The sequence below is a fragment of the Pseudomonas putida genome, assembly GCF_002741075.1.
Classification (GTDB): domain Bacteria; phylum Pseudomonadota; class Gammaproteobacteria; order Pseudomonadales; family Pseudomonadaceae; genus Aquipseudomonas; species Aquipseudomonas putida_T.
On the sequence record NZ_CP016634.1, the window covers coordinates 4,960,901 to 4,986,351 of the forward strand.

A 25,451-nucleotide genomic window follows, 5' to 3' on the forward strand; every position below is an offset into this window, starting at 1 on the left:
TCAGTCAGCCTCACCCAGCCGGCGTCGGGCAGCCCAACGCAGCGCGCGCCACAGCAGGAAGGCGAACAACAGCACGCTGATGGTGGCAAGGACCGCGAGCAACAGCGGCTGCTCGGACAGGTGGAACCACAGCAGCAGCCACCAGGGCAGTTGACCGACGAAGTAGTGCTCGCCCACGAACTGGCTGCTCACACCACTGGACCGCACCAGGGTAACAGAGCCGGCCACCGCATCGAGCTTGCCGGTATCGCCGAGCGCTTCACGCAGCAGCGCATAGTCGGCATCGGTATTGCCCAGCAAGGCGACCACGCTGCGCTGCTCATGGAAGGGGGACTTGAGCCCGGTGATCGCGCCGAGCGGCGCCTGGGCGCTAATCGCCACATGGCTGCTGGCCGGCACGGGCGATGTGTCGAACCGGTAGCGACCAGGCATGCTTGTGGAACGTCCCTGCGCCAGCCAGTCGCGCTGTGCGTTGAGCAGCAGGCCAAGGTTGCGTTCCTGGGCCAGCTCCTGGGGCAATGTGCCGATGACCAGCAGGTCGGCGTCCGCCGAAGCGGCTTGCTTCCAGTCATCGATCAGGCGAATGCCCAGCGCCGGGTAACCGACCTGACCGGCGATGTTGCTTACCACATCGAGCAGAATACCCACCTGCATCGGTGTCGGCTTGGCGGGTACCAAGACCTGGGTTTCGGAAAGGTCGGCCAAGCGGCTGAACGGGAAACCGCTGCGGGCAAAGGCGCGCAGGTCGGGCATGGCGATGTAGTGGTGATAACCGGAGAAGTCGATGGTGGAGTTCTCGTCGATGGCCGCGCGTACGTCCACCGGCAAGGAGGTCTGGCACTGGTCGCGCTGGGAGCTGCCGAGCTTGCTGGCGAAGCTGAAGTCGAACCGCAGGCGGTTGCGATCGCCGATCTTCAGCGCCGGCACCAATGCCTGCTCGCTCAACGCGGTGCTGTCGCTGGACAGCACACTCAGACGCAGCTCTTCGAGCGTGCCGCCACGACGATCATTGCCCACCAGGGGCATGCTGGTGATGTATTGATCATTGACACTGATAGTCAGGCGCGACTCGTCGGTGACCGCTGGCGGCGTGTAGCGATACAGCGTGCGCAGCGGAATGCCCTGGTTGCGCCAGACGAACAGGTCCGGCGGCAGGTTCACATCGAGGATGATCGCGTTCGGTTGCAAGCCGCTGACCTGCAGCTGCTGCGGATAATCGAGCAGCTCGGCGAAACGTACCGGGCGGTCAGTGCGGGTCCAGTTCGGCGCATCGTATGGCTTGCGAGGCTGCAGATCGCTCATCTGCTCGATCTTCACCCGGTCGCCACGGAACAGGTTGTTGCCCACCGCCAGTGCCGAGGCAGCCTTGACCAAGTCCTCGTCGTTGCGGCCCAGCACCAGCAGCAGCTTGCTCCAACGATCGCTTGGGTGGTCGATCAGTTGCACCACCGGGCCGTCCACCCGCGGGAACTTCTCGAAATCGGCCAGGAACGCCGGACGACGCTCGTTGCTGGCAAAGACGATCGCCGGTTTGGGCTTGTCGCCCGCCGCTGGCAGGCTGTCGAAGAGCACCGGGAAGGTAGCCTTGCGCCAGCCCGCCTGGCTGCCGAAATAGGACGCGAGAATCGTGGCGGCGCGTTGTTCGCCCAACGTCGGGCTGGCGGCGAAGACCACCGGCAGGTCGACCTTGCCGGTATCGCGCACGTCAAAGAACGGCAACGGGAAGAAGGCCAGGTCGTTTTCCATCGCCAAGGCTTGCTCGCGCAGGTGAACCTCGCTCTTGCGATTGAGGTTCAGCCAAAGGCCGCTGTGCGCCGGGTCTTCACAGATGTCGGCGTAGTGCCCGACGAACTCCAGGCGCACCCGGTTGAAGTCACTGATCAGCTTGGGATCGAGCGGCAACTGACGCTGGACGCGCTGGCCAAGCTGCTCCTTTTCCACCGGCAACACGCCCATCAGCTCGTCATTGAGGTAGACGCGCAGGTGCGACAGGGTCGGCAACAGCGCCGGCGAGGGCGTGTAGTCCAGCTGCAGGACAGCCTCGGTGGCGAGTCGGTCGCGACGCAGGCCGAATTCGATCTGCTCGCTGTTGCGCACACCGAGCAACAGGGTGTCGGCCGGATGCCCGAGCTGCTCGAACGTTCTCGCCACGGGCCAGTTGGGTACCACCGGCTCGGCAACGGCCTCGGGGGTGGACGGGGTGGTGTCGGCGGTGGCCTGGAACACGCAGGCGAGCAGCGCCATCGCCAGGCCCCAGGTACGTGCGGGGTAACGAGTCATGATGCGTCTCGGGTCAAAAGATTCGTGGAAGGGAGAGGCCGCGGGGTGCGCGGCATGAAGGTGGCCAGCCAGCGCGCCAGCACGACCAGCGGCCGTACCGGCCCCAATAGCCGCACCGGAACGTACTCGAGCAGTCTCAGGTAGCCGATGCCGCCGAGCTTCAGGACATCGATCAGGCTTTGCAGCGGGCGGTCGTGCTGATGCGCCTCCTGCCAGGCCAGCCATGCGTCGGCGCGGGCGAAGGTGCAGTGCACCAGGTCGATGCGTTGCTGTGTGTCCAGCTCATCGAAGGTCAGGCCGAGGTGGCGGCCAACCCGACGGGTGATCCGTGCATCGAAGGCGAATTCACGCTCCCCTCGGCTGAGCAGCAGACGCACCCGGCCGCCGGTCTTGGGCACCAGACCCTCGCCCAGTTCCAGGCCGATGCCGCTGTCCGAATAATCCACCAAGGTGCATGGGTAGGCGTGACCATTCTCCAGGACCAGTGCGGCCGGCAGGTGCATCTGCACCCGGTGCGCACGCCGTACCTGGCGAACCTCGGCGGCCACCGCCGTCGCGGCGCCGATGATCAACAGGTTGTAGGTCACCCAGAGCGAACTGACGATGACCGTGCCGATCTCTTCGGTCGGACCGGTGAACAGGCGCCAGACCGCGAACCCGAGCCCGACGAAATTGAGCACCGCCAGCAACAGGTAAGGCTGGGCGATACGCCAGTCGAACTGGCTCTCCTCCATCAAACCGCCTTTGGCGGTGACGTTGAACTTGCCCTTCTTCGGCGCAAACAGGGCCACCGTGGTGGGCCGTGCGATGTACCACGCCAGCACTGTCTCGTAGACCTCGCCCCAGAAGGTTCGCCGGTATTTGCCCTGCATGCGTGAGTTGGTCAGGCTGGCGTGGATCATGTGCGGTAGCACGTAGAGCAAGATCATCAGCGCCGGGGCGTAGATGATGTAGGCGTGCAACAGCAGGAACGCCAACGGCGCGGTCAGGAACACCAGACGCGGCAGGCCGGCCAGGAAGTGCAACATGGCATTGGCATAGCACACCCGCTGGAACAGGCTCAGCCCACGACCGAACAACGGGTTGTCGGTACGGAAAATCTGCACCATGCCGCGCGCCCAGCGAATTCGCTGGCCGATATGCGCCGACAGGCTTTCGGTGGCCAGTCCGGCCGCCTGCGGCAGGCGCAGGTAGGCGGAGTTCCAACCATGGCGGTGCAGACGCAGGGCGGTATGGGCGTCTTCGGTCACGGTCTCGACGGCGAACCCGCCGATGTCTTCCAGGGCGGTACGCCGCAACACGGCGCAGGAGCCGCAGAAGAAGGCCGCGTTCCACATGTCGTTGCCATCCTGGATCAGGCCGTAGAACAACTCGCCTTCATTGGGGCGGTTGCGGAAGGTGCCCAGGTTGCGCTCGAACGGGTCGGGCGAGAAGAAATGGTGAGGTGTCTGCACCAGCGCCAGGCGTGGGTCCTTGAGGAACCAGCCCACCGTCATCTGCAGGAAAGAACGCACCGGCACATGGTCGCAGTCGAAGATCGCGACCAACTCACCATCGGTGACCCCCAGGGCATGATTGAGGTTACCGGCCTTGGCGTGCCGGTTGTCCGGACGCACGATGTAACCGATGCCCATCTCCTCGGCAAAGGCGCGGAAGTTATCGCGGCGGCCATCGTCGAGCAGGTAGATGCGTAGACGCTCGCGCGGCCAGTCCAGGCCCAGCGCCGCGAGCACGGTGGTGCGTACCACCGAGAGATCCTCGTTGTAGGTGGGGATCATCAGGTCCACGGTCGGCCACTGGGTAAGTTGCTCCGGCAGGTTCGCCGGCTTGCGCTCCAATGGCCAGCAGGTCTGGATGTAGCCCAGGATCAGCACGAACCAGGAATAGGTCTCGGCAATCAGCAGGGTCAACCCGCAGACCAGGTCCAGGGTGTCGTTCCAGTTCAGCGTGGCGGTATAGCGCCACCAGAGGTAGCGGCAGGAAATGATCGTCGAGAGGATGACCAGCATCAGCGTAGGGAAGCGACCGGGCATGTGGCGCACCAGCATGGCGATGCCCCACAGCAGCAGGATGAACACCAGCTGGGCCAGATAGCCGAATGGCTCCGTCACGCACAGCAGCGCCAGGCCCAGGGCGCACACCGTGAGGACGAAGTAGAATGCGCGCCGGGCGCCTTTGCTCAGGCCGCGCAGCCGTTGGGCGGCGTTACGCTGCCAAGTGCTGGTGCGCACCTGGCTGGGCACCCGCCGCAACTTCTCGACCATGTGCAAGCGAACGCGACGCAGGCGTTGCAGCAGGGCGGCTCCGGCGTCAAACAGGGCGCGGCAGCCACGGGCCAGCGCGGACGGTTTGCGCGGTTGCGGCTCGTGCCGGATCAACAACCATGCACCTTGGATCAGCAAGCGAAATGGGTCGCCCAAGGTCGGCGGTTTGCCAGCCAGTTGCGGGAACAGCCGCCGCCGATCAGCCAACAGCGCTTGCCAGGCCGGGGACTCCAGACGCAGCAGAAGGAAGGCCAGCCAGGTGCCCAGGGTGAACACCAGCGCAGTCAGGCGCGCCGCACCTAGGTCGGAGTAGTAGTGGTAGGCATTGGCCGGCGACAGTTTCACGATCGACGCCTCGTCAGGCAGCGCACAGCCAGGCTCTGCACGTCACGGGAGGCCAGGCTCTGGGGAGCGTAATGGCCGACCGGTGCCTTGCACGCCAGGGCTTCGACGAACGCCTCGTCGCGGTGTACCACCTGCAGCGAAAGGCGGCTGTGATAAAGCTTGCGCCAGACCATCAGCACATCGCTCTGCAAGCGGCTCGCCGGGTCGTAACGGTTGACCAGCAGCAGATCGAAGCGCTCCGCCGTCTGACGCTCCAGCAGTATGTGACTGGTCATTTCAGCTTCCGCGACCAGCACCCGCACATCCACCTCCACCTCGCGCAGAGCGCCCGCCGACGGCAAGTCGAACAGCAACCAGTCGAAGTGACTGGCCAATTGCGCCTGGCGCGCGCTCCACAGGCCGGGGTCGAGCGCACCGATCAGCCTCGCCTGGGCCGACTCGCCCACCTCGCCGAACGGCATCACGCACAAGCCATCGAACACTTCGTAGACCTGCTCGCCAAAGGGACGCCCATCCAGCTCGGCACAGGCCCAGCCGTCACAGCCAGCCAGCGGCAGGTTGAAGTGAAGACCCAACAGATTTTCCGGGCACAGGTCGACCAGCAGCACCCGCTCACCCAACTCCCGCAGGGCATGCCCCAGCGCGGCGAGCACGGAGCTACGCCCCAGGCCGCCACGCAACCCGTGCAGCGCGAGGCTGGTCATCGCGCGGTAGCCTTGGGCGCCGGGATTATTTCCTGGGCGAGGTCACTCATGGACTTCGCGCAGCTTTCCCCCAGCAATGGCCAGCGCCGCAGGGCCTCGCGCACACCCACCATCAAGGAAATGTCCTGGTAGTTCAGTTCGGGCATATCCAGATGCTGACGCAACCGAGCGATGTCATCACTGCGATCAGCGGGATCTGCTTTCCTTGTCATCAGTTGCTCTCCTTCGGGATCGGTTGCCAGTTCGGCTGGCCTTGCAGACGCATGTAGCTGGTGCCTTGGAAATCCATTACCTGGGCGCCGGACGTTTCAGCGACGTGTTCGGTGGTGGGCAAATCTTTCAGCACGCCAGGCAAATCCAGGACCTGGCCGGCTCCCTGGTTGGCATAGACGCGCGATACCAGTTCGGACAGGGCGAGGTAGCTGGTGGGCGCCGAGACATGCAGAGGCTCGCGCCGGCCTGGTTGATCCATGCCGATGAACTTGAGCCCTACAGGCACATGGGTGATCGATGGCGTAGGGATTTCGCGCATGCCGGGCAGCTGCATACGGTCGCCGTGCAGCGCCGCGCCGTGCTCCGGTACGATCGCCACGACGACTCGGCGACCGCTGCGTTGCAGTTCATCCAGGAATTTGCCCAGGTCATCGAACAGACGCGTCGCGCGGGTGTTGTAGTCCGCCATACGGGTTCCCCCATCAGCAGTCACTATGCGGTTGCCGTCATGCAGACTGATGGTGTTGTAGAACAGCGAGACATGCGCTGCTCCCGACGCTTGGCGGCGCCCCCACCAGCCTTGCAGCACCTCCAGATCACTGGCGATCGGCGAGCCGTCGAAGCCGACCAGCGAGCGGCGGAAGTCAGTGCTCGAGAGCGCCGGCTGCGGCATGTGCTGACTGGTGATGTCACCCAGGAAGTTGTCGAAATGGCCACTGTGGTTGAGTAGCGTCTCGCGCTCGAAGCCCAGCCGGGCGAGGTTATCGAAGAGCAGGCACTGATCGGGCGCCGGCTTGTAGAGCATTTCATGCGAGGGCTGGCCACAGCTGGCCCGCAACACGCGGATCGCGGCCGGGCCACTGTACGAGGTGGCCGAGTTGAACTGGTCGAAGATCACGTCCAGGCGCGAGAACAGCGGGTTTTCATGCAGGCCAACAGCGGTGAGGTCGTCCCAGGCCAGGGAGCAGACGTTGATCACCAACAGATCGAAGGGTTGCTCATCGGGCTTGACCACCGGGAAGGCGGTGACCCGCTGGCGCTCGCGGTCGAAGAAGCTGTCCAACTTGGCATTGAGCGTGGCATCGTCTGCCGCCACAGCGGCTGCTTCCTGCTTGGCGGCATCGGTTACGACCTGAGGCGAGGTCACTGGGGTGATCGACGGCAATCCGCTGACGGCCAGCCACAACAACCCGACCACGCTCAAGGTGCTCAGGCGCAGCCAGTGTCTCAGGTAGAAATAGCCCACTACCGTCAACAATAGGGCACCCATCAAATGCCAGTTGATGAAGCGGCCCAGCAGTTCCAGCATGTAGTCAGGCGTGAAATCGAGCACACCGGGCTGCGCGAGCAGACGCTCGAATGGCGGCAACCAAGTGTCCTGATAGAACAAGGCGACGCCGATCGGCACGGCCACCAGTTGCCGCACGACACGTAACCAGCGCCCTGGCAATGGCACCATCAGGAACGCGGCGAACAGCAGGTTGGGCAATGGCTGGAAGTCGAGCAGACCCGCGGCGAGCATGACGAACTTCGCCAGGAAATACAGGTTCCAGGCGCCCAGACCCGGCCAACGGGACAGTGGGTGGGCAATGACTATCGAATTACTCATGCTTCTCCCCGCGTCGACGCACGCCCGCAGCTTTCATGTGACGTGGCGGCAAACGGTGCTTCAACCAGCCCTGCACCCAGGTTTTCAGGCGCAGCAGAGCGAACGCCAGGATCAGCGTGCCAAGCGCACTGATGCCGATGACTTGCAGCAGTTGCTCGAAATTCATGCCTTGCCTCGTCGTGGCAGCGATATGGGCCTTGGCTGCAACACGGCACGGACCTTGGACATTGGCACGCTGGCCGCATCCGCAACCGGAGCCACCGGCTGCGTCTCATCCATGAATGCCGGCGCACCGAGGCTTTCAGGCGTAACAAGCAGTTCCCGGCCGATGAACAGCTCCCGCCAGGACAGTTGAAAGATGTGATCCAGCGCTTGCTCGACACCTTCGGCGCGGCAGGCGAACAGGAACAGGTACAGCATGTCGTCGACCACGCAGGCGATATCCCCGTCACGGCGGAAGATACTGCGTGAACACGCTTGCAAGGAGGACAGCCCAGGGGCGGGACGTAGCACCAGCAACTGGTGGACGATTTCCCCGTTGCGCATGCCCTGCCACATCTGCAGCACGGCATCGGCAAAGGCACGCGGTGAGACCAGGCCCGATATCTGCAGCGGCCGAAGACGAGCCAGCAGGGCATCGAAGTCAGCCGGCAGGCGGCGACGCCAGGTGTAGCCCTGGATGCTGTCGACCTGAGTCAGGAAGCGTGAAAGGCTGGCACCGAAAGGCACGATCAAGCTGGCACCGCAGGCCAGCAGCAATTGCTCGTCCTGATAGCGCAGGGTCGGTGCCATTTCGCGCACCACCAGTTTCAATGCATTGCCTCGCAACAGGCGCAGGGTGTGCAGTTGCCGCGCGAGAACGTCCAGACGCTGTCCGCCGTCCATGGTGAAGATCACCGTGGCCGATACCGCCACACCAGCCCTGGTGCCTAGTTCGCTGATGCTGTCGAACAGTTGCCAGTGCTCGGAAAAGGCTGGCGCGCCTTCCAGTACCTGCCGCTGGGCGAGGAAAAGGAGTTCGTCGCCGCCGGTCTCGGCCAGCGGCTGAGGGCGGCCGGCGAGCACGAAACCGCCGGTGTGGCGCGTCAATTCGATATCTTCGGTACCCACGACACCCAGCGCATTGCGCCAGTAATGCAACAGGTAACGCACGCCCCCCTGGCCACGATAGAGCTGCGCCAGCCCATCAAGGTCCTGGTTACGGGTACGCAGTTGCTCGAGCAGCCAGACACTCTGCCCTTCGCTGACCATCAACAGAATACTGCCGGCATCACGAAGGCTGTCAGCCATCTCGCGGCACCAGTTCCCGAGGTCGCTGTCGTCCCAATCCGCCGCCGGTACGCGGACCACGATCACTCGACCGGTCGGATCGATGCGCGGCAGGTCTTGGGCCAGATGGCGCGCGGCTCGGGGCTGGGCCTCGTACAAGGCGAGCTGCCGCGGCCCACGGTCCGGAGCAAGCCCGTCGAGGATTTCACGAAGCCCTTGAGCGCTGTCGATCATCGTCGCTTTGGCATCGACAGCCATGGCCTCGATCACCTGACGACAAATCGCGCCTGCGTCTTCGGCCGTGTCACAGGCCACCCAGTAAAGCCCTTGGGCGTGGAACTGGCAATGCTCGGCGCTCAGGCCGGGTATGGCCAAAGAAGGAATGATTTTCGCCAAAACTATGACTCTGAAATCAGGACCGACGTTTTACCGATAGATGCCGCACATCCATTTGTCGGAGATCAAAAATATCGGTGCACTTTGTCAGAATGCAAAGCGTCAAAAAACCATCAGACCAAAGAGCACAGCTTCGTAAGCGTCAATTGTACAGCAGCCCCAATGGATAGTGTCAATTCGCTCGTCGGCATTCTCGGATGCCAATCCAGCACGCCTGTTCCAGACAGCCTAGACGCCGATTCACAGGAAACAAGTTTCATTGCGTCCCTGTGACAATCATCACAACTCTCCTGAAATCGCACTGCGCAAACGCTTGCGTTTCATGCCCATTCAAGCTTGAAAAATCGCTAAATTGAGCGGATTTTTCCCCAAACAAAGTAGCGCTTCCCTTACCGGGGGACTTCCTTCACGATAGCCCTCTTCGCGCCCCGCCATTCGGCTCAGCGCCTGTCATCGCGTTGGTTTGACACCCCCTTCGCCACTTTCTAGTGTTATTGGATCCAATTTTTACCAAGGCAGACGCCCACGTGGCCGAAAAACCCCGACTTCTGAAAACTGTGCTGGGCGACGAGCAGGTGCCAGCGCATCTGGCACGCAGCGTGATCGAAGAGCGTCTGCGCAGCGCCATCGTCGACGGTCGCCTGCCGCCAGGTACCGCCCTGCGCCAGCAGGAGATCGCTACGCTGTTCGGCGTTAGCCGCATGCCCGTACGCGAGGCCCTTCGGCAACTGGAGGCGCAATCGTTATTGCAGGTGGTGATGCACAAGGGCGCTGTGGTTGCCCCGCTGATCGGTGAGGATGCAGTCGATACTTATGAGTTGCGGGTCATGCTCGAAGCCGAAGCGCTACGCCAGTCGGTCCCCCTGCTCGAACCAGAAGACATCGCCCTGGCGCGCGGCTACATCCAGCAACTGGAAAACGAGACCCGCCACGCCGAGATCGGCCGACTCAATCGCTTGCTGCACATGACCCTCTACAGCAAGGCGCGCAACCAGAAGTTGCTGCGCATGATCGAGATCGAGCTCAATGAGGAAGAACGTTTCCTGCGCTTTCATCTGTCCTCGATGGGCTTGGGCAAGCTGACCCAGGACGATCACATCGCCTTGGTCGATGCCGCCAGCGCAAAGCAGGTAGAGGAAGCCGTCAGTGTGCTGGAGCGGCACCTGAACAACGCATCGCGCACCATCCGCGCCTACCTGGACAGCCAGTCGGCCCGCTGACGTCTGGAGCCAAGGCCCCAGGACGCGGACACCGCTCAAGGCAGTTGCAAAATAATTCCAGCCCGCCAACAATGAGACTAATTATCATTCATATATAGTCATCACAACGCGCCTCCATGTCCTTCAGAGATTCCGTGCATACGCTCTACAGCCATCATCACGGCTGGCTGCACAACTGGTTGCGCAGCAAGCTAGGCAATGCCGCCGATGCCGCTGACCTCGCCCATGACACCTTCGTGCGTCTGCTCCAACGCGATCATCTGGAACTCAATGCCCCTCGTGCCTTCCTACGTACTGTCGCGCGGGGCCTGGTCATCGATCACTGGCGACGCGAAGAGCTCGAACGCGCCTATCTCGAAGCGCTGGCCAATCTGCCACAGGCCGAGGCACCCTCGGCTGAAACCCGCGAACTGATGCTGGAGCTGCTCGAGCGTATTGCGCGCATGCTTGATGGCCTCAAGCCCAAGGTCCGTCGCGCCTTCCTGCTGGCCCACTGCGAAGGGCTGAGCCATAAGGCGGTCGCCGAACAGATGGGCATCTCCCTGCGCTCCGTCGAACGCCATGTGGCAGACGCGCTATACCACTGCTACCTGTTGCGCTATGACGATGAGCCATGACCCGATGGGCGCGTGCCCGCCTTCGCCCAAGGTGGTCAAACAGGCCATCCAGTGGCTCTTGCGTCTACGCGATAGTGGCCATGCCCCTGTGCTGCAGCTGCAATGCGAGCAATGGCGTAACGCCGATCAGGCGCATGAAGTGGCCTGGCAGCGGGTCGTAAGCCTGCTCCAAGATTTCGATCTGCGCGCCATCGCAGGCGCCAATGTCGCGCTGCAGACCTTGGAGACCAGCCAACATCGCTTGCACCGTCGCCAAGCGCTCAAGCTGCTTGGCGGTGTCGCCCTGGTGGGGTCAGCCGCGTGGCTGGGCAAGGACCTACAGGCATTGAGCAACTGGACGTCGGACTACGCCACAGGCACGGGCGAGCGCCGCCGCATTGCGCTTCCGGACGGCTCGCTGCTGCAGCTCAACACCCGCAGCGCCGTGGACCTGGCCTTCGACGAACGACAACGGCTCATCCGCCTGCGCCAGGGCGAACTCATGCTCACTTGCAATGCCGCACAGGGCCCAATGCTGATCCAGACCCGCGACACCCTGCTCGAAGGCTTCGACGCTCAGGTCGTGGTGCGCCAGGACGCCGATTGCACGCGTATCAGTGTCAGCCGGGGGCAAGTAGCCCTGCATCGCCCCGGTGACGCTACATTGCACTGGATCACCCCTGGCCAGGCCTGGCGCGCGGATGCTCAGGGCGCGCAGCTGCTACAACAGCAGCCCATGGATGCCAGCGCCTGGACCGAGGGACTGATCGTCACCCGGGACATGCGTCTGGACAACTTCCTGACGGAGGTGGCCCGCTATCGTCACGGCTACCTGGGTTGCAGCGATGATGTCGCTGACCTGCGGCTGTCTGGTGTGTTCCGCCTGGAGGACACCGACAAACTGCTGCAATTACTGCCGCAGACACTCCCGGTACTCATTCGCCAACGCACCCGTTGGTGGGTCCGCCTGGAACGGCTGGCCTGAGTTTTCATTTTCTGCGGATTTTTCTGGCGGGTTTTTCCTGCGAGTCCGGCTAGGACAGTAAGCGACTCCTTCAGCCCTCACCGAATCCACGGACTTTTCCATGCCAGACGCCCCGTCTCATCTGAACGCTTTCGATAAGAATGAGTTTCGACCTCTCTTGAATTCCGGTTTACTCAGCCGGACCATACGTGCCGCTGTGCTTGGTACGACCCTCGGGCTCGTGGGCGCTCCCTCGCACGCTCTGGCCGTCGGTCCGGTGGGCATGAGCCAGCCGTATGCGATCCCTGGCGGCAACCTGGATGACGTGCTCAACCAGTTCGCTCGCCAAGCGGGCATCACCTTGTCGAGCACCCCTCAGTTGACGGGCGGGCTGCAATCGCCAGGCCTGCAAGGGCAGTACTCCACCGACCAAGCGCTGCGTCAGTTGCTCAATGGCAGCGGACTGGAAGCTGCCAGCCAGGACGGGCGCAACTATGTGTTGCGTGCGCAGCCGGAGGATGCCGCCCTGTCGCTGCCAAGCACCGACATTCGCAGCTTCACCCTGGGCAATGCCTTGGGCAGCATGGAGGGCTACAACGCCACTCATAGCCAAGTGGCCACCAAGACCAGCATGCCGATCCTGGAAACCACCCAGTCGGTCTCGGTGGTCACCCGACAGCAGATGGATGACCAAGGCTCCCAGACCGTTGCCCAGGCCATGCGCTATACCCCCGGCGTATTGACCAACCCCTATGGCGCGACCCATCGCTACGATTACGTGGCCATGCGTGGCTTCAACGATGGGTCTGTGGATAACATCTACGTGGACGGCCTGAAGTCCATGGGCGATAACGGCACCTATAGCACCATGCAGGTGGACCCGTATTTCCTCGAGCGCATCGACATCCTCAAAGGGCCCTCCTCCGTGCTGTATGGCCGCAGCTCGCCAGGCGGGCTGGTGGCATTGACCACCAAGAAACCGCTGTTCGATCCCTACCACCAGGTCCAGGCCACGGTCGGCACCCAGGGCCAGCGCGGCATGGGCTTCGACTTCAGCGGCCCACTGGATGACGACAAACGCATCGCCTATCGCCTGACCGGCCTTGCGGACGCTTCCGACACTCAATTCGACCACAACAAGGAAGAGCGTTACGCGATCGCGCCTGCGGTCAGTATCGACTTCAACGAAGACACTTCGCTGACCTTGCAGGCTAACCTGCAACACGACCCCAATGGCGGCTATCACGGTGGCAACCCGGCGGACGGCATGCTACATCCGCGCAACGGCCTGCGTTTGTCCGACCACTTCTTCGAGGGCGAGCCGGACATCGACAACTACGAGCGCACCCAGCAGTCGTTCAGCTACCAGTTCGAGCACCGCTTCAACGATATCTTCACGGCACGTCAGAACTTCCGCTATCAGGACTCGGATGTGTCGATGGACCAGGTCTATTCGGCCGGATGGGCGGACGCCACCAGCAATACCCTCAAGCGCGCCTATACCGGCGGCGACGAACGCCTGCATTCATTCATCGTCGACAACATGCTCCAGGCGGAATTCTTCACGGGTGCGGCCAAACATACTGTTTTGCTCGGTGCGGATTACCAGCGGCGCAAGGCCGATGTGACCTGGCGCTATGGCACCGTCGACCCACTGGATGCCGGCAACCCACACTATGGCAACGGTAACCTTCAGGTCCTTGGCGAAAACAACTACCTGCGGCGCCTGCAGCAGACCGGCGTGTATCTGCAGGATCTGGTCGATCTGGGCCAATGGCGTTTCTCCCTTGGCCTGCGCCAGGATTGGGTCAAGGTGTCCGAGGAGAATCGCGACACCGATACCAAGATCAACGACGATCGCTCCAAATTCACCACCCGCGCGGGCGTGCTGTACCTGTTCGAAAACGGCATCGCGCCCTATGTGAGCTACTCCGAGTCGTTCAACCCCAACACTGTGTCCGACCAGAATGGCCGTCCACTGGCGCCGACCGAAGGCACGCAGTGGGAGGCCGGTATCAAGTACCAGCCGCCCGGCACGGACAACTTGTTCACCGCCTCGGTGTTCCGCATCGAACAGGAAAACCTGGCCTCCAAGCAGCCGAATGAAGAGTTCTACCGCGCGGTGGGCGAGGTGCGCTCCCAAGGGCTAGAACTGGAAGCCCATGTGCAGGTGACAGACAACCTCAAGCTCATCGGTGGTTACACCTACACCGACATCGACTACGCCAAATCGATGCCGAGCCTGGTGACTCCAGGCCTGGACAACAAGGGCAACTCGCCGACTCAGGCACCGGAACAGATGTATTCGCTGTGGGCTGACTACGACTTCCTCAAGGGTCAGCTCGATGGTCTGCGCCTGGGTGGCGGCGTGCGCTATGTGGGCTACAGCTGGGTCGATGCAGAAAACAGCATGAAGGTACCCTCCTATACCTTGTTCGATGCCTCGATCGGTTATGACCTGGGCAAGGTTGGGCTCAAGGGTATGGATCTGCGGCTCAATGCCAACAACCTGACCAACGAATCGTACGTCGCCTCCTGTGCGAGCCTGAACTACTGCTACATGGGCGAAGAACGCAATGTCAGCGCCACGGTCAGCTACCAGTTCTGACCTTTCCATTTCCGTGTTCGAAGCCGGCGCCTGATTTCAGGTGCTGGCTTTTTCGTTTCCGGCGTTTTCCTGGAGCCCTGATCAATGCGTCGACTCTATGTCCTGCTGCACCGCTACCTTGGCCTGGCCACGGCGGCGTTTCTTGCTCTCGCCGGCCTGACCGGCAGTGTGCTGGCCTTCCATCACGAACTCGATGAGTGGCTGAACCCAGGCTTCTATGAGGCAACCGCCACCGGAGCACTTAAACAACCAGGAGCGCTTGTGGATAAGTTGCAGGCGCAATACCCGCGGCTGCAAGTCTGGTATATGGAATATCCACAAGAGCCGGGGCACTCCGCGCTGCTGGCCATGGTTGCGCGCAACGATCCCCAATCCGGCCAGCCCTTTGATGAGAAAAACACAGTCTTCTATCTCGATCCGGTCAGCAGCGAGACGCTGGGCAAGCGGTACTGGGGAGAATGCTGCTTCTCGCGCGAGAACTTCATGCCGTTCATTCTGGAACTGCACTACAGCCTGACCTTGCCGGGCAACTGGGGAATTGTGCTGATGGGCGTGGTAGCGATCCTCTGGACGATGGATTGCTTCATCGCCGTACTGCTCACCCTGCCACGTGGTCGGCCGTTCTGGCGCAAGTGGAGCACCGCCTGGAAGATCAAGGGCGGGCATGCCTATCGGCTGAACATGGATATCCACAGGGCTAGCGGTTTATGGCTGTGGTTGCTGTTGTTGCCTATCGCCGTCAGCAGCGTGGCGATGAACCTACCGGCGCAGGTCTTCAAGCCCGCCGTGTCGTTGTTTTCGCCTGTTGAGCCAAGTGTCTATGAAGCCCGGGGAGCGATGCCCAAGCAAGCCCTGGGCGTGACCCAGTTGACCTATCAACAGGCGTATCAGCGCGCGCAGGAGGAAGGCGCAAGACTGGGGCTAAGCGCGCCGATCAGCGAGCTCTACTACAGCTTCGAGTACAACTTCTATGGCGCGGGGTTTGGCCGGCATGATACCGAGGCCCATGGTAAGTCCTGGTTGTTCTTTAACGGTACCGATGGCCAGCTGATAGGTCAGGAAATAGCCGGACAAGGCACTCTAGGTGAACAGTTCTATCGCTTGCAGCTTCCCATCCATGGCGGACGCATCATCGGGATCATGGGACAGGTGTTGATTGCGATTCTAGGCGTGCTGATCGCCGTGTTGTCGATCACCGGGGTGTACATCTGGTGGCGCAAGCTACAAGCACGGCGTAGCGGCAGCTTACGCAAAGCAGCCATTTGAAGGCCAGGAAAGACAAAGCCCCTGTTCGCAGCGCGAACAGGGGCTTTGGATTTGAATCTTGACGATGACCTACTCTCACATGGGGAAGCCCCACACTACCATCGGCGATGCGTCGTTTCACTGCTGAGTTCGGGATGGGATCAGGTGGTTCCAACGCTCTATGGTCGTCAAGAAATTCTGTGTGCTGGCCCGTCCTTCAGACGTGCCGGCGAATTTCTGGTGTTTCTACTTAAAGACAAAACCCCTACCTGCTCACGCAGATAGGGGTTTTGCGAAATGAATCTTGACGATGACCTACTCTCACATGGGGAAGCCCCACACTACCATCGGCGATGCATCGTTTCACTGCTGAGTTCGGGATGGGATCAGGTGGTTCCAATGCTCTATGGTCGTCAAGAAATTCGGTTGCCGAAATGTCTTGTGAACAGTCCAGCCAATTCGGATATGTGATCTTTGTGGTTGCGAACTTTCGGTTCTTTCGTCTTCACCACCGCAATCTGCAGAAGCAAATTGCTTGGGTGTTATATGGTCAAGCCTCACGGGCAATTAGTATCGGTTAGCTCAACGCCTCACAGCGCTTACACACCCGACCTATCAACGTCGTAGTCTTCGACGGCCCTTTAGGGGATTCAAGATCCCAGTGAGATCTCATCTTGAGGCAAGTTTCCCGCTTAGATGCTTTCAGCGGTTATCTCTTCCGAACATAGCTACCCGGCAATGCCACTGGCGTGACAACCGGAACACCAGAGGTTCGTCCACTCCGGTCCTCTCGTACTAGGAGCAGCCCCTCTCAAATCTCAAACGTCCACGGCAGATAGGGACCGAACTGTCTCACGACGTTCTAAACCCAGCTCGCGTACCACTTTAAATGGCGAACAGCCATACCCTTGGGACCGGCTTCAGCCCCAGGATGTGATGAGCCGACATCGAGGTGCCAAACACCGCCGTCGATATGAACTCTTGGGCGGTATCAGCCTGTTATCCCCGGAGTACCTTTTATCCGTTGAGCGATGGCCCTTCCATACAGAACCACCGGATCACTAAGACCTACTTTCGTACCTGCTCGACGTGTGGGTCTCGCAGTCAAGCGCGCTTTTGCCTTTATACTCTACGACCGATTTCCGACCGGTCTGAGCGCACCTTCGTACTCCTCCGTTACTCTTTGGGAGGAGACCGCCCCAGTCAAACTACCCACCATACACTGTCCTCGATCCGGATCACGGACCTGAGTTAGAACCTCAAGGTTGCCAGGGTGGTATTTCAAGGATGGCTCCATGAGAACTGGCGTCCCCACTTCAAAGCCTCCCACCTATCCTACACAAGCAAGCTCAAAGTCCAGTGCAAAGCTATAGTAAAGGTTCACGGGGTCTTTCCGTCTAGCCGCGGATACACTGCATCTTCACAGCGATTTCAATTTCACTGAGTCTCGGGTGGAGACAGCGCCGCCATCGTTACGCCATTCGTGCAGGTCGGAACTTACCCGACAAGGAATTTCGCTACCTTAGGACCGTTATAGTTACGGCCGCCGTTTACCGGGGCTTCGATCAAGAGCTTCGCTTGCGCTAACCCCATCAATTAACCTTCCGGCACCGGGCAGGCGTCACACCCTATACGTCCACTTTCGTGTTTGCAGAGTGCTGTGTTTTTAATAAACAGTCGCAGCGGCCTGGTATCTTCGACCGGCATGGGCTTACGGAGCAAGTCCTTCACCCTCGCCGGCGCACCTTCTCCCGAAGTTACGGTGCCATTTTGCCTAGTTCCTTCACCCGAGTTCTCTCAAGCGCCTTGGTATTCTCTACCCGACCACCTGTGTCGGTTTGGGGTACGGTTCCCAGTTATCTGAAGCTTAGGAGCTTTTCTTGGAAGCATGGCATCAACCACTTCGTCGCCTTAAGGCAACTCGTCATCAGCTCTCGGCCTTGAAATCCCGGATTTGCCTAAGATTTCAGCCTACCACCTTAAACTTGGACAACCAACGCCAAGCTGGCCTAGCCTTCTCCGTCCCTCCATCGCAATAACTGGAAGTACAGGAATATTAACCTGTTTTCCATCGACTACGCTTTTCAGCCTCGCCTTAGGGACCGACTAACCCTGCGTCGATTAACGTTGCGCAGGAAACCTTGGTCTTTCGGCGTGCGAGTTTTTCACTCGCATTGTCGTTACTCATGTCAGCATTCGCACTTCTGATACCTCCAGCAAGCTTCTCAACTCACCTTCACAGGCTTACAGAACGCTCCTCTACCGCATCACCTAAGTGATACCCGTAGCTTCGGTGCATGGTTTGAGCCCCGTTACATCTTCCGCGCAGGCCGACTCGACTAGTGAGCTATTACGCTTTCTTTAAAGGATGGCTGCTTCTAAGCCAACCTCCTAGCTGTCTAAGCCTTCCCACATCGTTTCCCACTTAACCATGACTTTGGGACCTTAGCTGACGGTCTGGGTTGTTTCCCTTTTCACGACGGACGTTAGCACCCGCCGTGTGTCTCCCATGCTCGGCACTTCCAGGTATTCGGAGTTTGCATCGGTTTGGTAAGTCGGGATGACCCCCTAGCCGAAACAGTGCTCTACCCCCTGGAGTGATACATGAGGCGCTACCTAAATAGCTTTCGAGGAGAACCAGCTATCTCCGAGCTTGATTAGCCTTTCACTCCGATCCACAGGTCATCCGCTAACTTTTCAACGGTAGTCGGTTCGGTCCTCCAGTCAGTGTTACCTAACCTTCAACCTGCCCATGGATAGATCGCCCGGTTTCGGGTCTATACCCAGCGACTAAACGCCCTATTAAGACTCGCTTTCGCTACGCCTCCCCTATTCGGTTAAGCTCGCCACTGAATATAAGTCGCTGACCCATTATACAAAAGGTACGCAGTCACCTAACAAAGTAGGCTCCCACTGCTTGTACGCATACGGTTTCAGGTTCTATTTCACTCCCCTCTCCGGGGTTCTTTTCGCCTTTCCCTCACGGTACTGGTTCACTATCGGTCAGTCAGTAGTATTTAGCCTTGGAGGATGGTCCCCCCATGTTCAGACAAAGTTTCTCGTGCTCCGTCCTACTCGATTTCATTGACAAGAGATTTTCGTGTACGGGGCTATCACCCACTATGGCCGCACTTTCCAGAGCGTTCCACTAATCTCAAACCAACTTAAGGGCTGGTCCCCGTTCGCTCGCCACTACTAAGGGAATCTCGGTTGATTTCTTTTCCTCAGGGTACTTAGATGTTTCAGTTCCCCTGGTTCGCCTCTTGCACCTATGTATTCAGTGCAAGATACCTAGGTTATCCTAGGTGGGTTCCCCCATTCAGAGATCTCTGGATCACAGTCTGTTTGCCGACTCCCCAAAGCTTATCGCAGGCTACCACGTCTTTCATCGCCTCTGACTGCCAAGGCATCCACCGTATGCGCTTCTTCACTTGACCATATAACCCCAAGCAATCTGGTTATACTGTGAAGACGACATTCGCCGAAAATTCGCATGTTGCTCAGTTACGAGCAGAACTCACAAATTTTACCTTAGCCTGATGGCCCACCAGTGAAAGTGGTCATCAGTCTATCTATCACATATCCGAATTTTTAAAGAACGATCTGACAAAAGTCAGAAATCAACATTCACACCGGAATGTTCATTTCTAAGTTCTGCAGGTAACGGCAAGTGGTGGAGCCAAGCGGGATCGAACCGCTGACCTCCTGCGTGCAAGGCAGGCGCTCTCCCAGCTGAGCTATGGCCCCGTAGTCATCTGCACCAAGCTAATGGTAGGTCTGGGCAGATTTGAACTGCCGACCTCACCCTTATCAGGGGTGCGCTCTAACCAACTGAGCTACAGACCTATAACAGGGTCGCGTTACAGCATCGTCTTCTTCAAGGAATCAAGCAATTCGTGTGGGAGCTCATCAGCAGGCTGATGTCTTCGATTAAGGAGGTGATCCAGCCGCAGGTTCCCCTACGGCTACCTTGTTACGACTTCACCCCAGTCATGAATCACACCGTGGTAACCGTCCTCCCGAAGGTTAGACTAGCTACTTCTGGTGCAACCCACTCCCATGGTGTGACGGGCGGTGTGTACAAGGCCCGGGAACGTATTCACCGCGACATTCTGATTCGCGATTACTAGCGATTCCGACTTCACGCAGTCGAGTTGCAGACTGCGATCCGGACTACGATCGGTTTTGTGAGATTAGCTCCACCTCGCGGCTTGGCAACCCTCTGTACCGACCATTGTAGCACGTGTGTAGCCCAGGCCGTAAGGGCCATGATGACTTGACGTCATCCCCACCTTCCTCCGGTTTGTCACCGGCAGTCTCCTTAGAGTGCCCACCATAACGTGCTGGTAACTAAGGACAAGGGTTGCGCTCGTTACGGGACTTAACCCAACATCTCACGACACGAGCTGACGACAGCCATGCAGCACCTGTGTCAGAGTTCCCGAAGGCACCAATCCATCTCTGGAAAGTTCTCTGCATGTCAAGGCCTGGTAAGGTTCTTCGCGTTGCTTCGAATTAAACCACATGCTCCACCGCTTGTGCGGGCCCCCGTCAATTCATTTGAGTTTTAACCTTGCGGCCGTACTCCCCAGGCGGTCAACTTAATGCGTTAGCTGCGCCACTAAAATCTCAAGGATTCCAACGGCTAGTTGACATCGTTTACGGCGTGGACTACCAGGGTATCTAATCCTGTTTGCTCCCCACGCTTTCGCACCTCAGTGTCAGTATCAGTCCAGGTGGTCGCCTTCGCCACTGGTGTTCCTTCCTATATCTACGCATTTCACCGCTACACAGGAAATTCCACCACCCTCTACCATACTCTAGCTCGCCAGTTTTGGATGCAGTTCCCAGGTTGAGCCCGGGGCTTTCACATCCAACTTAACGAACCACCTACGCGCGCTTTACGCCCAGTAATTCCGATTAACGCTTGCACCCTCTGTATTACCGCGGCTGCTGGCACAGAGTTAGCCGGTGCTTATTCTGTCGGTAACGTCAAAACAGCAAGGTATTAACTTACTGCCCTTCCTCCCAACTTAAAGTGCTTTACAATCCGAAGACCTTCTTCACACACGCGGCATGGCTGGATCAGGCTTTCGCCCATTGTCCAATATTCCCCACTGCTGCCTCCCGTAGGAGTCTGGACCGTGTCTCAGTTCCAGTGTGACTGATCATCCTCTCAGACCAGTTACGGATCGTCGCCTTGGTGAGCCTTTACCTCACCAACTAGCTAATCCGACCTAGGCTCATCTGATAGCGTGAGGTCCGAAGATCCCCCACTTTCTCCCGTAGGACGTATGCGGTATTAGCGCCCCTTTCGGAACGTTGTCCCCCACTACCAGGCAGATTCCTAGGCATTACTCACCCGTCCGCCGCTGAATCAAGGAGCAAGCTCCCGTCATCCGCTCGACTTGCATGTGTTAGGCCTGCCGCCAGCGTTCAATCTGAGCCATGATCAAACTCTTCAGTTCAATACTGCTTGGGTTTTTAAGAAACCCTAAACTTGGCTCAGCAATCTCAAATGACTATGTGATTTCTCGCATGGCCACTTGTGATGCTGATAATCTTGGCGACTATCAGTCCGTACTCACAAGCACCCACACGAATTGCTTGATTCGATTGTTAAAGAGCGATTTGGTTAAGCGCTTTGCTCAACCGAGGCCGCGCATTTTACGCTTTCCTCTAAGTCTGTCAAGCGTTTATTTTGAAGTTTTTTCGAGAACCCCGTTCAACTTCAACCGCTTAACTCGCTGCGATCTCTCGTAGCGGGAGGCGAATCATACAGCGTTAAAACCTGCTGTCAACTGCCTTTTTCACCGCTGCCGATCAGGAGACCGAAGCCCTTCCGCTACTACCTGAATCGTTCAACTCGTTGATTCTCAAGGAGTTTTGCGTTTCGACTGCGTCGGAAGTGGGGCGCATTATAAGGGGATTCGAAACCCCGTCAACACTTATTTTCAAGAAAGTTTCATATCGCCCTGCCCCGCCCCACTAAACGAGGGACACGGCGCCACACCGGCGGTATTCGCACAATCAACAATACCGCCCCGACAGCCGCATATATCACCCACTCTTCAAGGTCCGAGCGAACGATCCAGAGAAAATGCAACAGCCCCAACCCGAGAATCACATAGACCAACCGGTGCAACTTTTTCCATCGCGCACCCAGCCGTCGCTGACTGTAGCGATTGGACGTCACCGTCAGGGCCAGTAGACCAAGAAAACCCAGCGCCCCCACGATGATATAGGGGCGCTTGCGCAACTCGACGCCCAACTGCCCCCAATCCAACCCCAGGATGAACACCATATAGGACGTCATGTGCAACACGATGTAGGCAAAGCACCACAATCCCAGCTGACGCCGCACGACGATCCAGCCCGGCCATCCTGTCAGTCGCTGCAACGGAGTCATGCCCAGGGTCACCAGCAGAAAGGTCAATGCACCCAGGCCCAGCCGGTCCACCAGGATCTTGCCAGGGTCCGGCCCCAGCAGGCTCATCGCCGCTTCATATAGCCACCAGCCGGGAAACGCACACCCCACCAGGAAAATGACCAGGCGAAACCAGGGATAACGCATCAGTAGTTCTTCCGCAGATCGAGCCCTGTATAAAGCGACGCCACTTCATCGGCGTAACCATTGAACATCAGGGTATCGCGCACATTGGGACTGAACAGCCCACTGGGCAGACGCCTCTCCCTGGCCTGACTCCAGCGGGGGTGATCGACCGTCGGATTGACGTTGGCATAGAAGCCATATTCCGTGGGCGCCAAACTCTCCCATGTGGTGCTGGGCTGCTCCGCCACCAGGCTCATGCGCACGATGGACTTGATGCTCTTGAATCCATACTTCCACGGCACCACCAGGCGTAGCGGGGCGCCGTTCTGATTGGCAAGCTCCCGACCGTACATCCCCACCGCCAGGATCGCCAACGGGTTCATCGCCTCGTCCAGGCGTAGCCCCTCCACATAGGGCCAGTCGATCAAGGCAAAGCCGGACCGCTGCCCAGGCATGCTTTGCGGATCCTGTAGTGTCTCGAAGCGCACGTAGCGTGCCTTGGAGGTTGGCTCGACCTGCTTGAGCACCTGCGCCAACGGAAAGCCCAACCAAGGAATGACCATCGACCAAGCCTCGACGCACCTCAACCGATAGATGCGCTCTTCGAGCTGGTAGGGCTTCACGAAATCTTCGAGGGCATAGCGACCGGGTTTGGCCACCTCACCGTCGACCACCAGGCTCCAGGGCTCGGTCTTCAGCGCGCCGGCATTGGCAGCCGGATCTCCCTTGTCAGGGCCGAACTCATAGAAATTGTTGTAATGGGTGGCGTCCTTGAACGGCGTGATCGCCTCGCCCCTGACCGTCACAGCCTGCCAACGCGCAGACGCGAGCTTGTCGGTGAACCAGGCCGGCGCGGCACCTGGCGTGGCATCGGCGTAGCGCGACGCTTCGGCAGACAAGCCGGCCCGCGGCAATGCGCCAAGGGCCAGCCCCGCCAAGGAAGCACCAAGCACTGTACGCCTGGAAAGATAGAGGCTTTCGGGAGTGATCTCCGACGCTTTACAGTCGGACGACCTGGGGGACTTGATAAGCATGACGGCTCCACAGCACAGGCAACGGATGTACCTGTAAGACTATGGAGCCGGAGGGTTATTCCAGCATTAAATCATCGTCAGCTTTTGCGGCGACGACCGCGCAGCAGGTACTGCACCGGACCGGAAATCGCATAGCCGAGGAAGATCAGCAGCAGGATTCGAGGCGGGTCACTGAACACCACCGCGAACACCAGCACCACAGCCAGGATGGCCACGAAAGGCACACGCCCTTTGAGGTCCAGCTCCTTGAAGCTGTTGTACTTGATGTTGCTGACCATCAGCATGCCGGCAGCCGCCACCAACAAGGCGACCAGGAACGACAGCTTGGAGCCCTGGATACCATAGTCGCTGAAGGCCCACACGGTACCAGCGACCACACCGGCGGCAGCCGGGCTGGCCAGGCCGATGAAGTAGCGTTTGTCAGCAGTACCGACCTGGGTGTTGAAGCGCGCCAGGCGCAAAGCCGCGCCAGCGACATAGATGAAGGCGACCATCCAGCCGACCTTGCCCATGTCGCCCAGCGCCCAGACGAACGCCAGCAAGGCAGGCGCAACACCAAAGGCCGCCATGTCCGACAGCGAGTCGTACTCGGCACCGAAGGCGCTCTGGGTATTGGTCATCCGAGCAACGCGACCATCGAGGCTATCAAGGACCATGGCCACGAAGATGGCGATCGCGGCGAAGGCGAAGTACTTGCTCGCTTCACGCGGGTCACCCGCACTGAGGTAACCGTGGGCGCTGATGGAGCTGACGATGGAGTAGAAACCGGCAAACAGGTTGGCGGTCGTGAACAGGTTGGGCAGCAGATAGATGCCACGGTGACGGACCTTGCGCCCTTCGGCGTCATGCCCTTCTTCAATATGCTCATCGACAGGTAGCAGGCTTTCGGCGTCGGAGGGCTTGTTCGGCTCTTCGGGACGTTCGCTCATGAAAAGTACCTTGCAACTGGGGTGGAAAATGTTCGACACGGGCCTGCGAAACAGGTTCTGACGGCAAGCCACTGGTCGCTTTATACCAGAAGCAGGCCGCATAAACGAAAAAACGCGGCCGAAGCCGCGTTTTTCATGTTACCGACGCAAGACTTAGTTCTTGGTCTTGTCGACGATCTTGTTGGCCGCGATCCAAGGCATCATGGAGCGCAGTTGCTCGCCGATGACTTCGATGCCGTGAGCGGCGTTGTTGCGACGCTTGGCGGTCATCGATGGGTAGTTGGTGGCGCCTTCGGAGATGAACATCTTCGCGTACTCGCCGTCCTGGATGCGCTTCAGAGCGTTGCGCATGGCCTTGCGGGATTCTTCGTTGATGACTTCTGGACCGGTGACGTACTCACCGTACTCGGCGTTGTTGGAGATCGAGTAGTTCATGTTGGCGATACCGCCTTCGTACATGAGGTCAACGATCAGCTTCAGCTCGTGCAAGCACTCGAAGTAGGCCATTTCCGGCGCGTAGCCAGCTTCGACCAGGGTTTCGAAACCGGCCTTGACCAGTTCGACGGTACCACCGCACAGAACGGCCTGCTCACCGAACAGGTCGGTTTCGGTTTCGTCCTTGAAGGTGGTTTCGATGATGCCGGTACGGCCGCCGCCGACGCCCGAAGCGTACGACAGAGCAACGTTCTTGGCATTGCCCGAGGCGTCCTGGTAGACAGCGATCAGGTCAGGGATGCCGCCGCCCTTGACGAACTCGGAGCGAACGGTGTGGCCCGGGGCCTTCGGCGCGATCATGATCACGTCGAGGTCGGCACGCGGAACGACCTGGTTGTAGTGGATCGAGAAGCCGTGGGAGAAGGCCAGGGTAGCGCCCTTCTTGATGTTCGGCTCGATTTCGTTCTTGTACAGGGCGCCCTGGAACTCGTCCGGGGTCAGGATCATGACCAGGTCGGCAGCGGCGACGGCAGTGGCAACGTCAGCCACTTTCAGGCCGTGGGCTTCTGCCTTGGCAACGGTAGCCGAACCTTTACGCAGACCGACGGTAACGTCCACACCGGAGTCCTTCAGGTTGCACGCCTGGGCGTGACCCTGGGAGCCGTAACCGATGATGGCGACTTTCTTGCCCTGGATGATGGAAAGGTCGCAGTCTTTGTCGTAATAAACTTTCATGAAATACCCCTGTTATATCTCGGCTCCACGGAGCCATCACTGATTCTTGTAT

General features: G+C 59.5%; 16 protein-coding genes, 2 tRNA genes and 4 rRNA genes. 5 read left to right on the forward strand and 17 right to left on the reverse strand.

Annotation, left to right across the window (positions count from 1 at the left end; all coding sequences use genetic code 11):
* The 7 genes from bcsB to bcsE are packed head-to-tail and all read right to left on the reverse strand — an operon-like array spanning position 1 to position 9,068.
* On the reverse strand, positions 1-2,280 hold the full coding sequence (gene bcsB, locus IEC33019_RS23150) for a cellulose biosynthesis cyclic di-GMP-binding regulatory protein BcsB (RefSeq protein ID WP_081337495.1): 2,280 nt from the start codon (positions 2,278-2,280) through the stop codon (positions 1-3).
* Positions 2,277-4,889, reverse strand: coding sequence for a UDP-forming cellulose synthase catalytic subunit (bcsA, locus tag IEC33019_RS23155; RefSeq protein ID WP_070093688.1), 2,613 nt, complete (start codon positions 4,887-4,889; stop codon positions 2,277-2,279). The genes bcsB and bcsA overlap by 4 nt, the downstream gene beginning before the upstream one ends.
* Positions 4,886-5,593 carry a cellulose biosynthesis protein BcsQ gene (gene bcsQ / locus IEC33019_RS23160; RefSeq protein WP_070093689.1) on the reverse strand — a complete coding sequence of 236 codons (708 nt, stop codon included), beginning with the start codon at positions 5,591-5,593 and terminating at the stop codon, positions 4,886-4,888. The genes bcsA and bcsQ overlap by 4 nt, the downstream gene beginning before the upstream one ends.
* Positions 5,590-5,808 (reverse strand): cellulose biosynthesis protein BcsR, encoded by a 219-nt coding sequence (gene bcsR / locus IEC33019_RS23165; RefSeq protein WP_070093690.1) that lies wholly within the window; start codon positions 5,806-5,808, stop codon positions 5,590-5,592. Before bcsR ends, bcsQ begins: the two co-directional genes overlap by 4 nt.
* Positions 5,805-7,415 (reverse strand): cellulose biosynthesis protein BcsG, encoded by a 1,611-nt coding sequence (gene bcsG / locus IEC33019_RS23170; RefSeq protein WP_099593950.1) that lies wholly within the window; start codon positions 7,413-7,415, stop codon positions 5,805-5,807. Before bcsG ends, bcsR begins: the two co-directional genes overlap by 4 nt.
* Positions 7,408-7,581: a cellulose biosynthesis protein BcsF gene (gene bcsF, locus IEC33019_RS23175; protein WP_070093692.1), complete on the reverse strand. Its 174-nt coding sequence runs from the start codon at positions 7,579-7,581 to the stop codon at positions 7,408-7,410. Before bcsF ends, bcsG begins: the two co-directional genes overlap by 8 nt.
* A complete protein-coding gene (gene bcsE / locus IEC33019_RS23180) occupies positions 7,578-9,068 on the reverse strand; it encodes a cellulose biosynthesis protein BcsE (RefSeq protein ID WP_070093701.1) in 1,491 nt (496 codons plus the stop codon). The genes bcsF and bcsE overlap by 4 nt, the downstream gene beginning before the upstream one ends.
* 539 nt (positions 9,069-9,607) lie before the next feature.
* Here bcsE and IEC33019_RS23185 point away from each other — a divergent pair.
* The 5 genes from IEC33019_RS23185 (at position 9,608) to IEC33019_RS23205 (ending at position 15,734) form a co-directional block, all read left to right on the forward strand.
* Positions 9,608-10,300 (forward strand): GntR family transcriptional regulator, encoded by a 693-nt coding sequence (locus IEC33019_RS23185; protein WP_070093693.1) that lies wholly within the window; start codon positions 9,608-9,610, stop codon positions 10,298-10,300.
* A 116-nt stretch (positions 10,301-10,416) separates the two neighbouring features.
* On the forward strand, positions 10,417-10,917 hold the full coding sequence (locus IEC33019_RS23190; protein ID WP_070093694.1) for a sigma-70 family RNA polymerase sigma factor: 501 nt from the start codon (positions 10,417-10,419) through the stop codon (positions 10,915-10,917).
* 4 nt (positions 10,918-10,921) lie between these two features.
* Positions 10,922-11,881: a FecR domain-containing protein gene (locus IEC33019_RS23195; RefSeq protein WP_070093695.1), complete on the forward strand. Its 960-nt coding sequence runs from the start codon at positions 10,922-10,924 to the stop codon at positions 11,879-11,881.
* Positions 11,882-11,981: 100 nt separating this feature from the next.
* Entirely contained in the window at positions 11,982-14,468 is a 2,487-nt protein-coding gene (locus IEC33019_RS23200; protein ID WP_081337497.1) for a TonB-dependent siderophore receptor, read from the forward strand.
* A gap of 84 nt (positions 14,469-14,552) precedes the next feature.
* On the forward strand, positions 14,553-15,734 hold the full coding sequence (locus IEC33019_RS23205) for a PepSY-associated TM helix domain-containing protein (protein ID WP_070093697.1): 1,182 nt from the start codon (positions 14,553-14,555) through the stop codon (positions 15,732-15,734).
* A gap of 56 nt (positions 15,735-15,790) precedes the next feature.
* Here IEC33019_RS23205 and rrf (IEC33019_RS23210) read toward each other — a convergent pair.
* The 10 genes from rrf (IEC33019_RS23210) to ilvC all read right to left on the reverse strand — a co-directional run bounded on the left by rrf (IEC33019_RS23210) (position 15,791) and on the right by ilvC (position 25,399).
* Positions 15,791-15,906, reverse strand: a 5S ribosomal RNA gene (gene rrf, locus IEC33019_RS23210).
* Positions 15,907-16,015: 109 nt separating this feature from the next.
* Positions 16,016-16,131: ribosomal RNA gene (gene rrf / locus IEC33019_RS23215) — 5S ribosomal RNA — on the reverse strand.
* A 128-nt stretch (positions 16,132-16,259) separates the two neighbouring features.
* A 23S ribosomal RNA gene (locus IEC33019_RS23220) occupies positions 16,260-19,150 on the reverse strand.
* 234 nt (positions 19,151-19,384) lie between these two features.
* Positions 19,385-19,460: transfer RNA gene (locus tag IEC33019_RS23225), tRNA-Ala, on the reverse strand.
* A gap of 22 nt (positions 19,461-19,482) precedes the next feature.
* Positions 19,483-19,559, reverse strand: a tRNA-Ile gene (locus IEC33019_RS23230).
* 85 nt (positions 19,560-19,644) lie between these two features.
* Positions 19,645-21,181 (reverse strand): 16S ribosomal RNA (locus tag IEC33019_RS23235).
* Together the 16S, 23S and 5S rRNA genes with 2 tRNA genes alongside form the textbook arrangement of a ribosomal RNA operon.
* 497 nt (positions 21,182-21,678) lie before the next feature.
* A complete protein-coding gene (msrQ, locus tag IEC33019_RS23240) occupies positions 21,679-22,287 on the reverse strand; it encodes a protein-methionine-sulfoxide reductase heme-binding subunit MsrQ (protein WP_099593952.1) in 609 nt (202 codons plus the stop codon).
* Positions 22,287-23,300, reverse strand: a complete 1,014-nt coding sequence (gene msrP, locus IEC33019_RS23245; protein ID WP_070092276.1) for a protein-methionine-sulfoxide reductase catalytic subunit MsrP — start codon at positions 23,298-23,300, stop codon at positions 22,287-22,289. The genes msrQ and msrP overlap by 1 nt, the downstream gene beginning before the upstream one ends.
* 77 nt (positions 23,301-23,377) lie before the next feature.
* Positions 23,378-24,229, reverse strand: a complete 852-nt coding sequence (pssA, locus tag IEC33019_RS23250; protein ID WP_043215775.1) for a CDP-diacylglycerol--serine O-phosphatidyltransferase — start codon at positions 24,227-24,229, stop codon at positions 23,378-23,380.
* Positions 24,230-24,382: 153 nt separating this feature from the next.
* The gene (gene ilvC, locus IEC33019_RS23255) at positions 24,383-25,399 is read right to left on the reverse strand and encodes a ketol-acid reductoisomerase (protein WP_043215774.1); all 1,017 of its coding nucleotides are present in this window, start codon (positions 25,397-25,399) and stop codon (positions 24,383-24,385) included.
* Between the last annotated feature and the right edge of the window lie 52 nt (positions 25,400-25,451).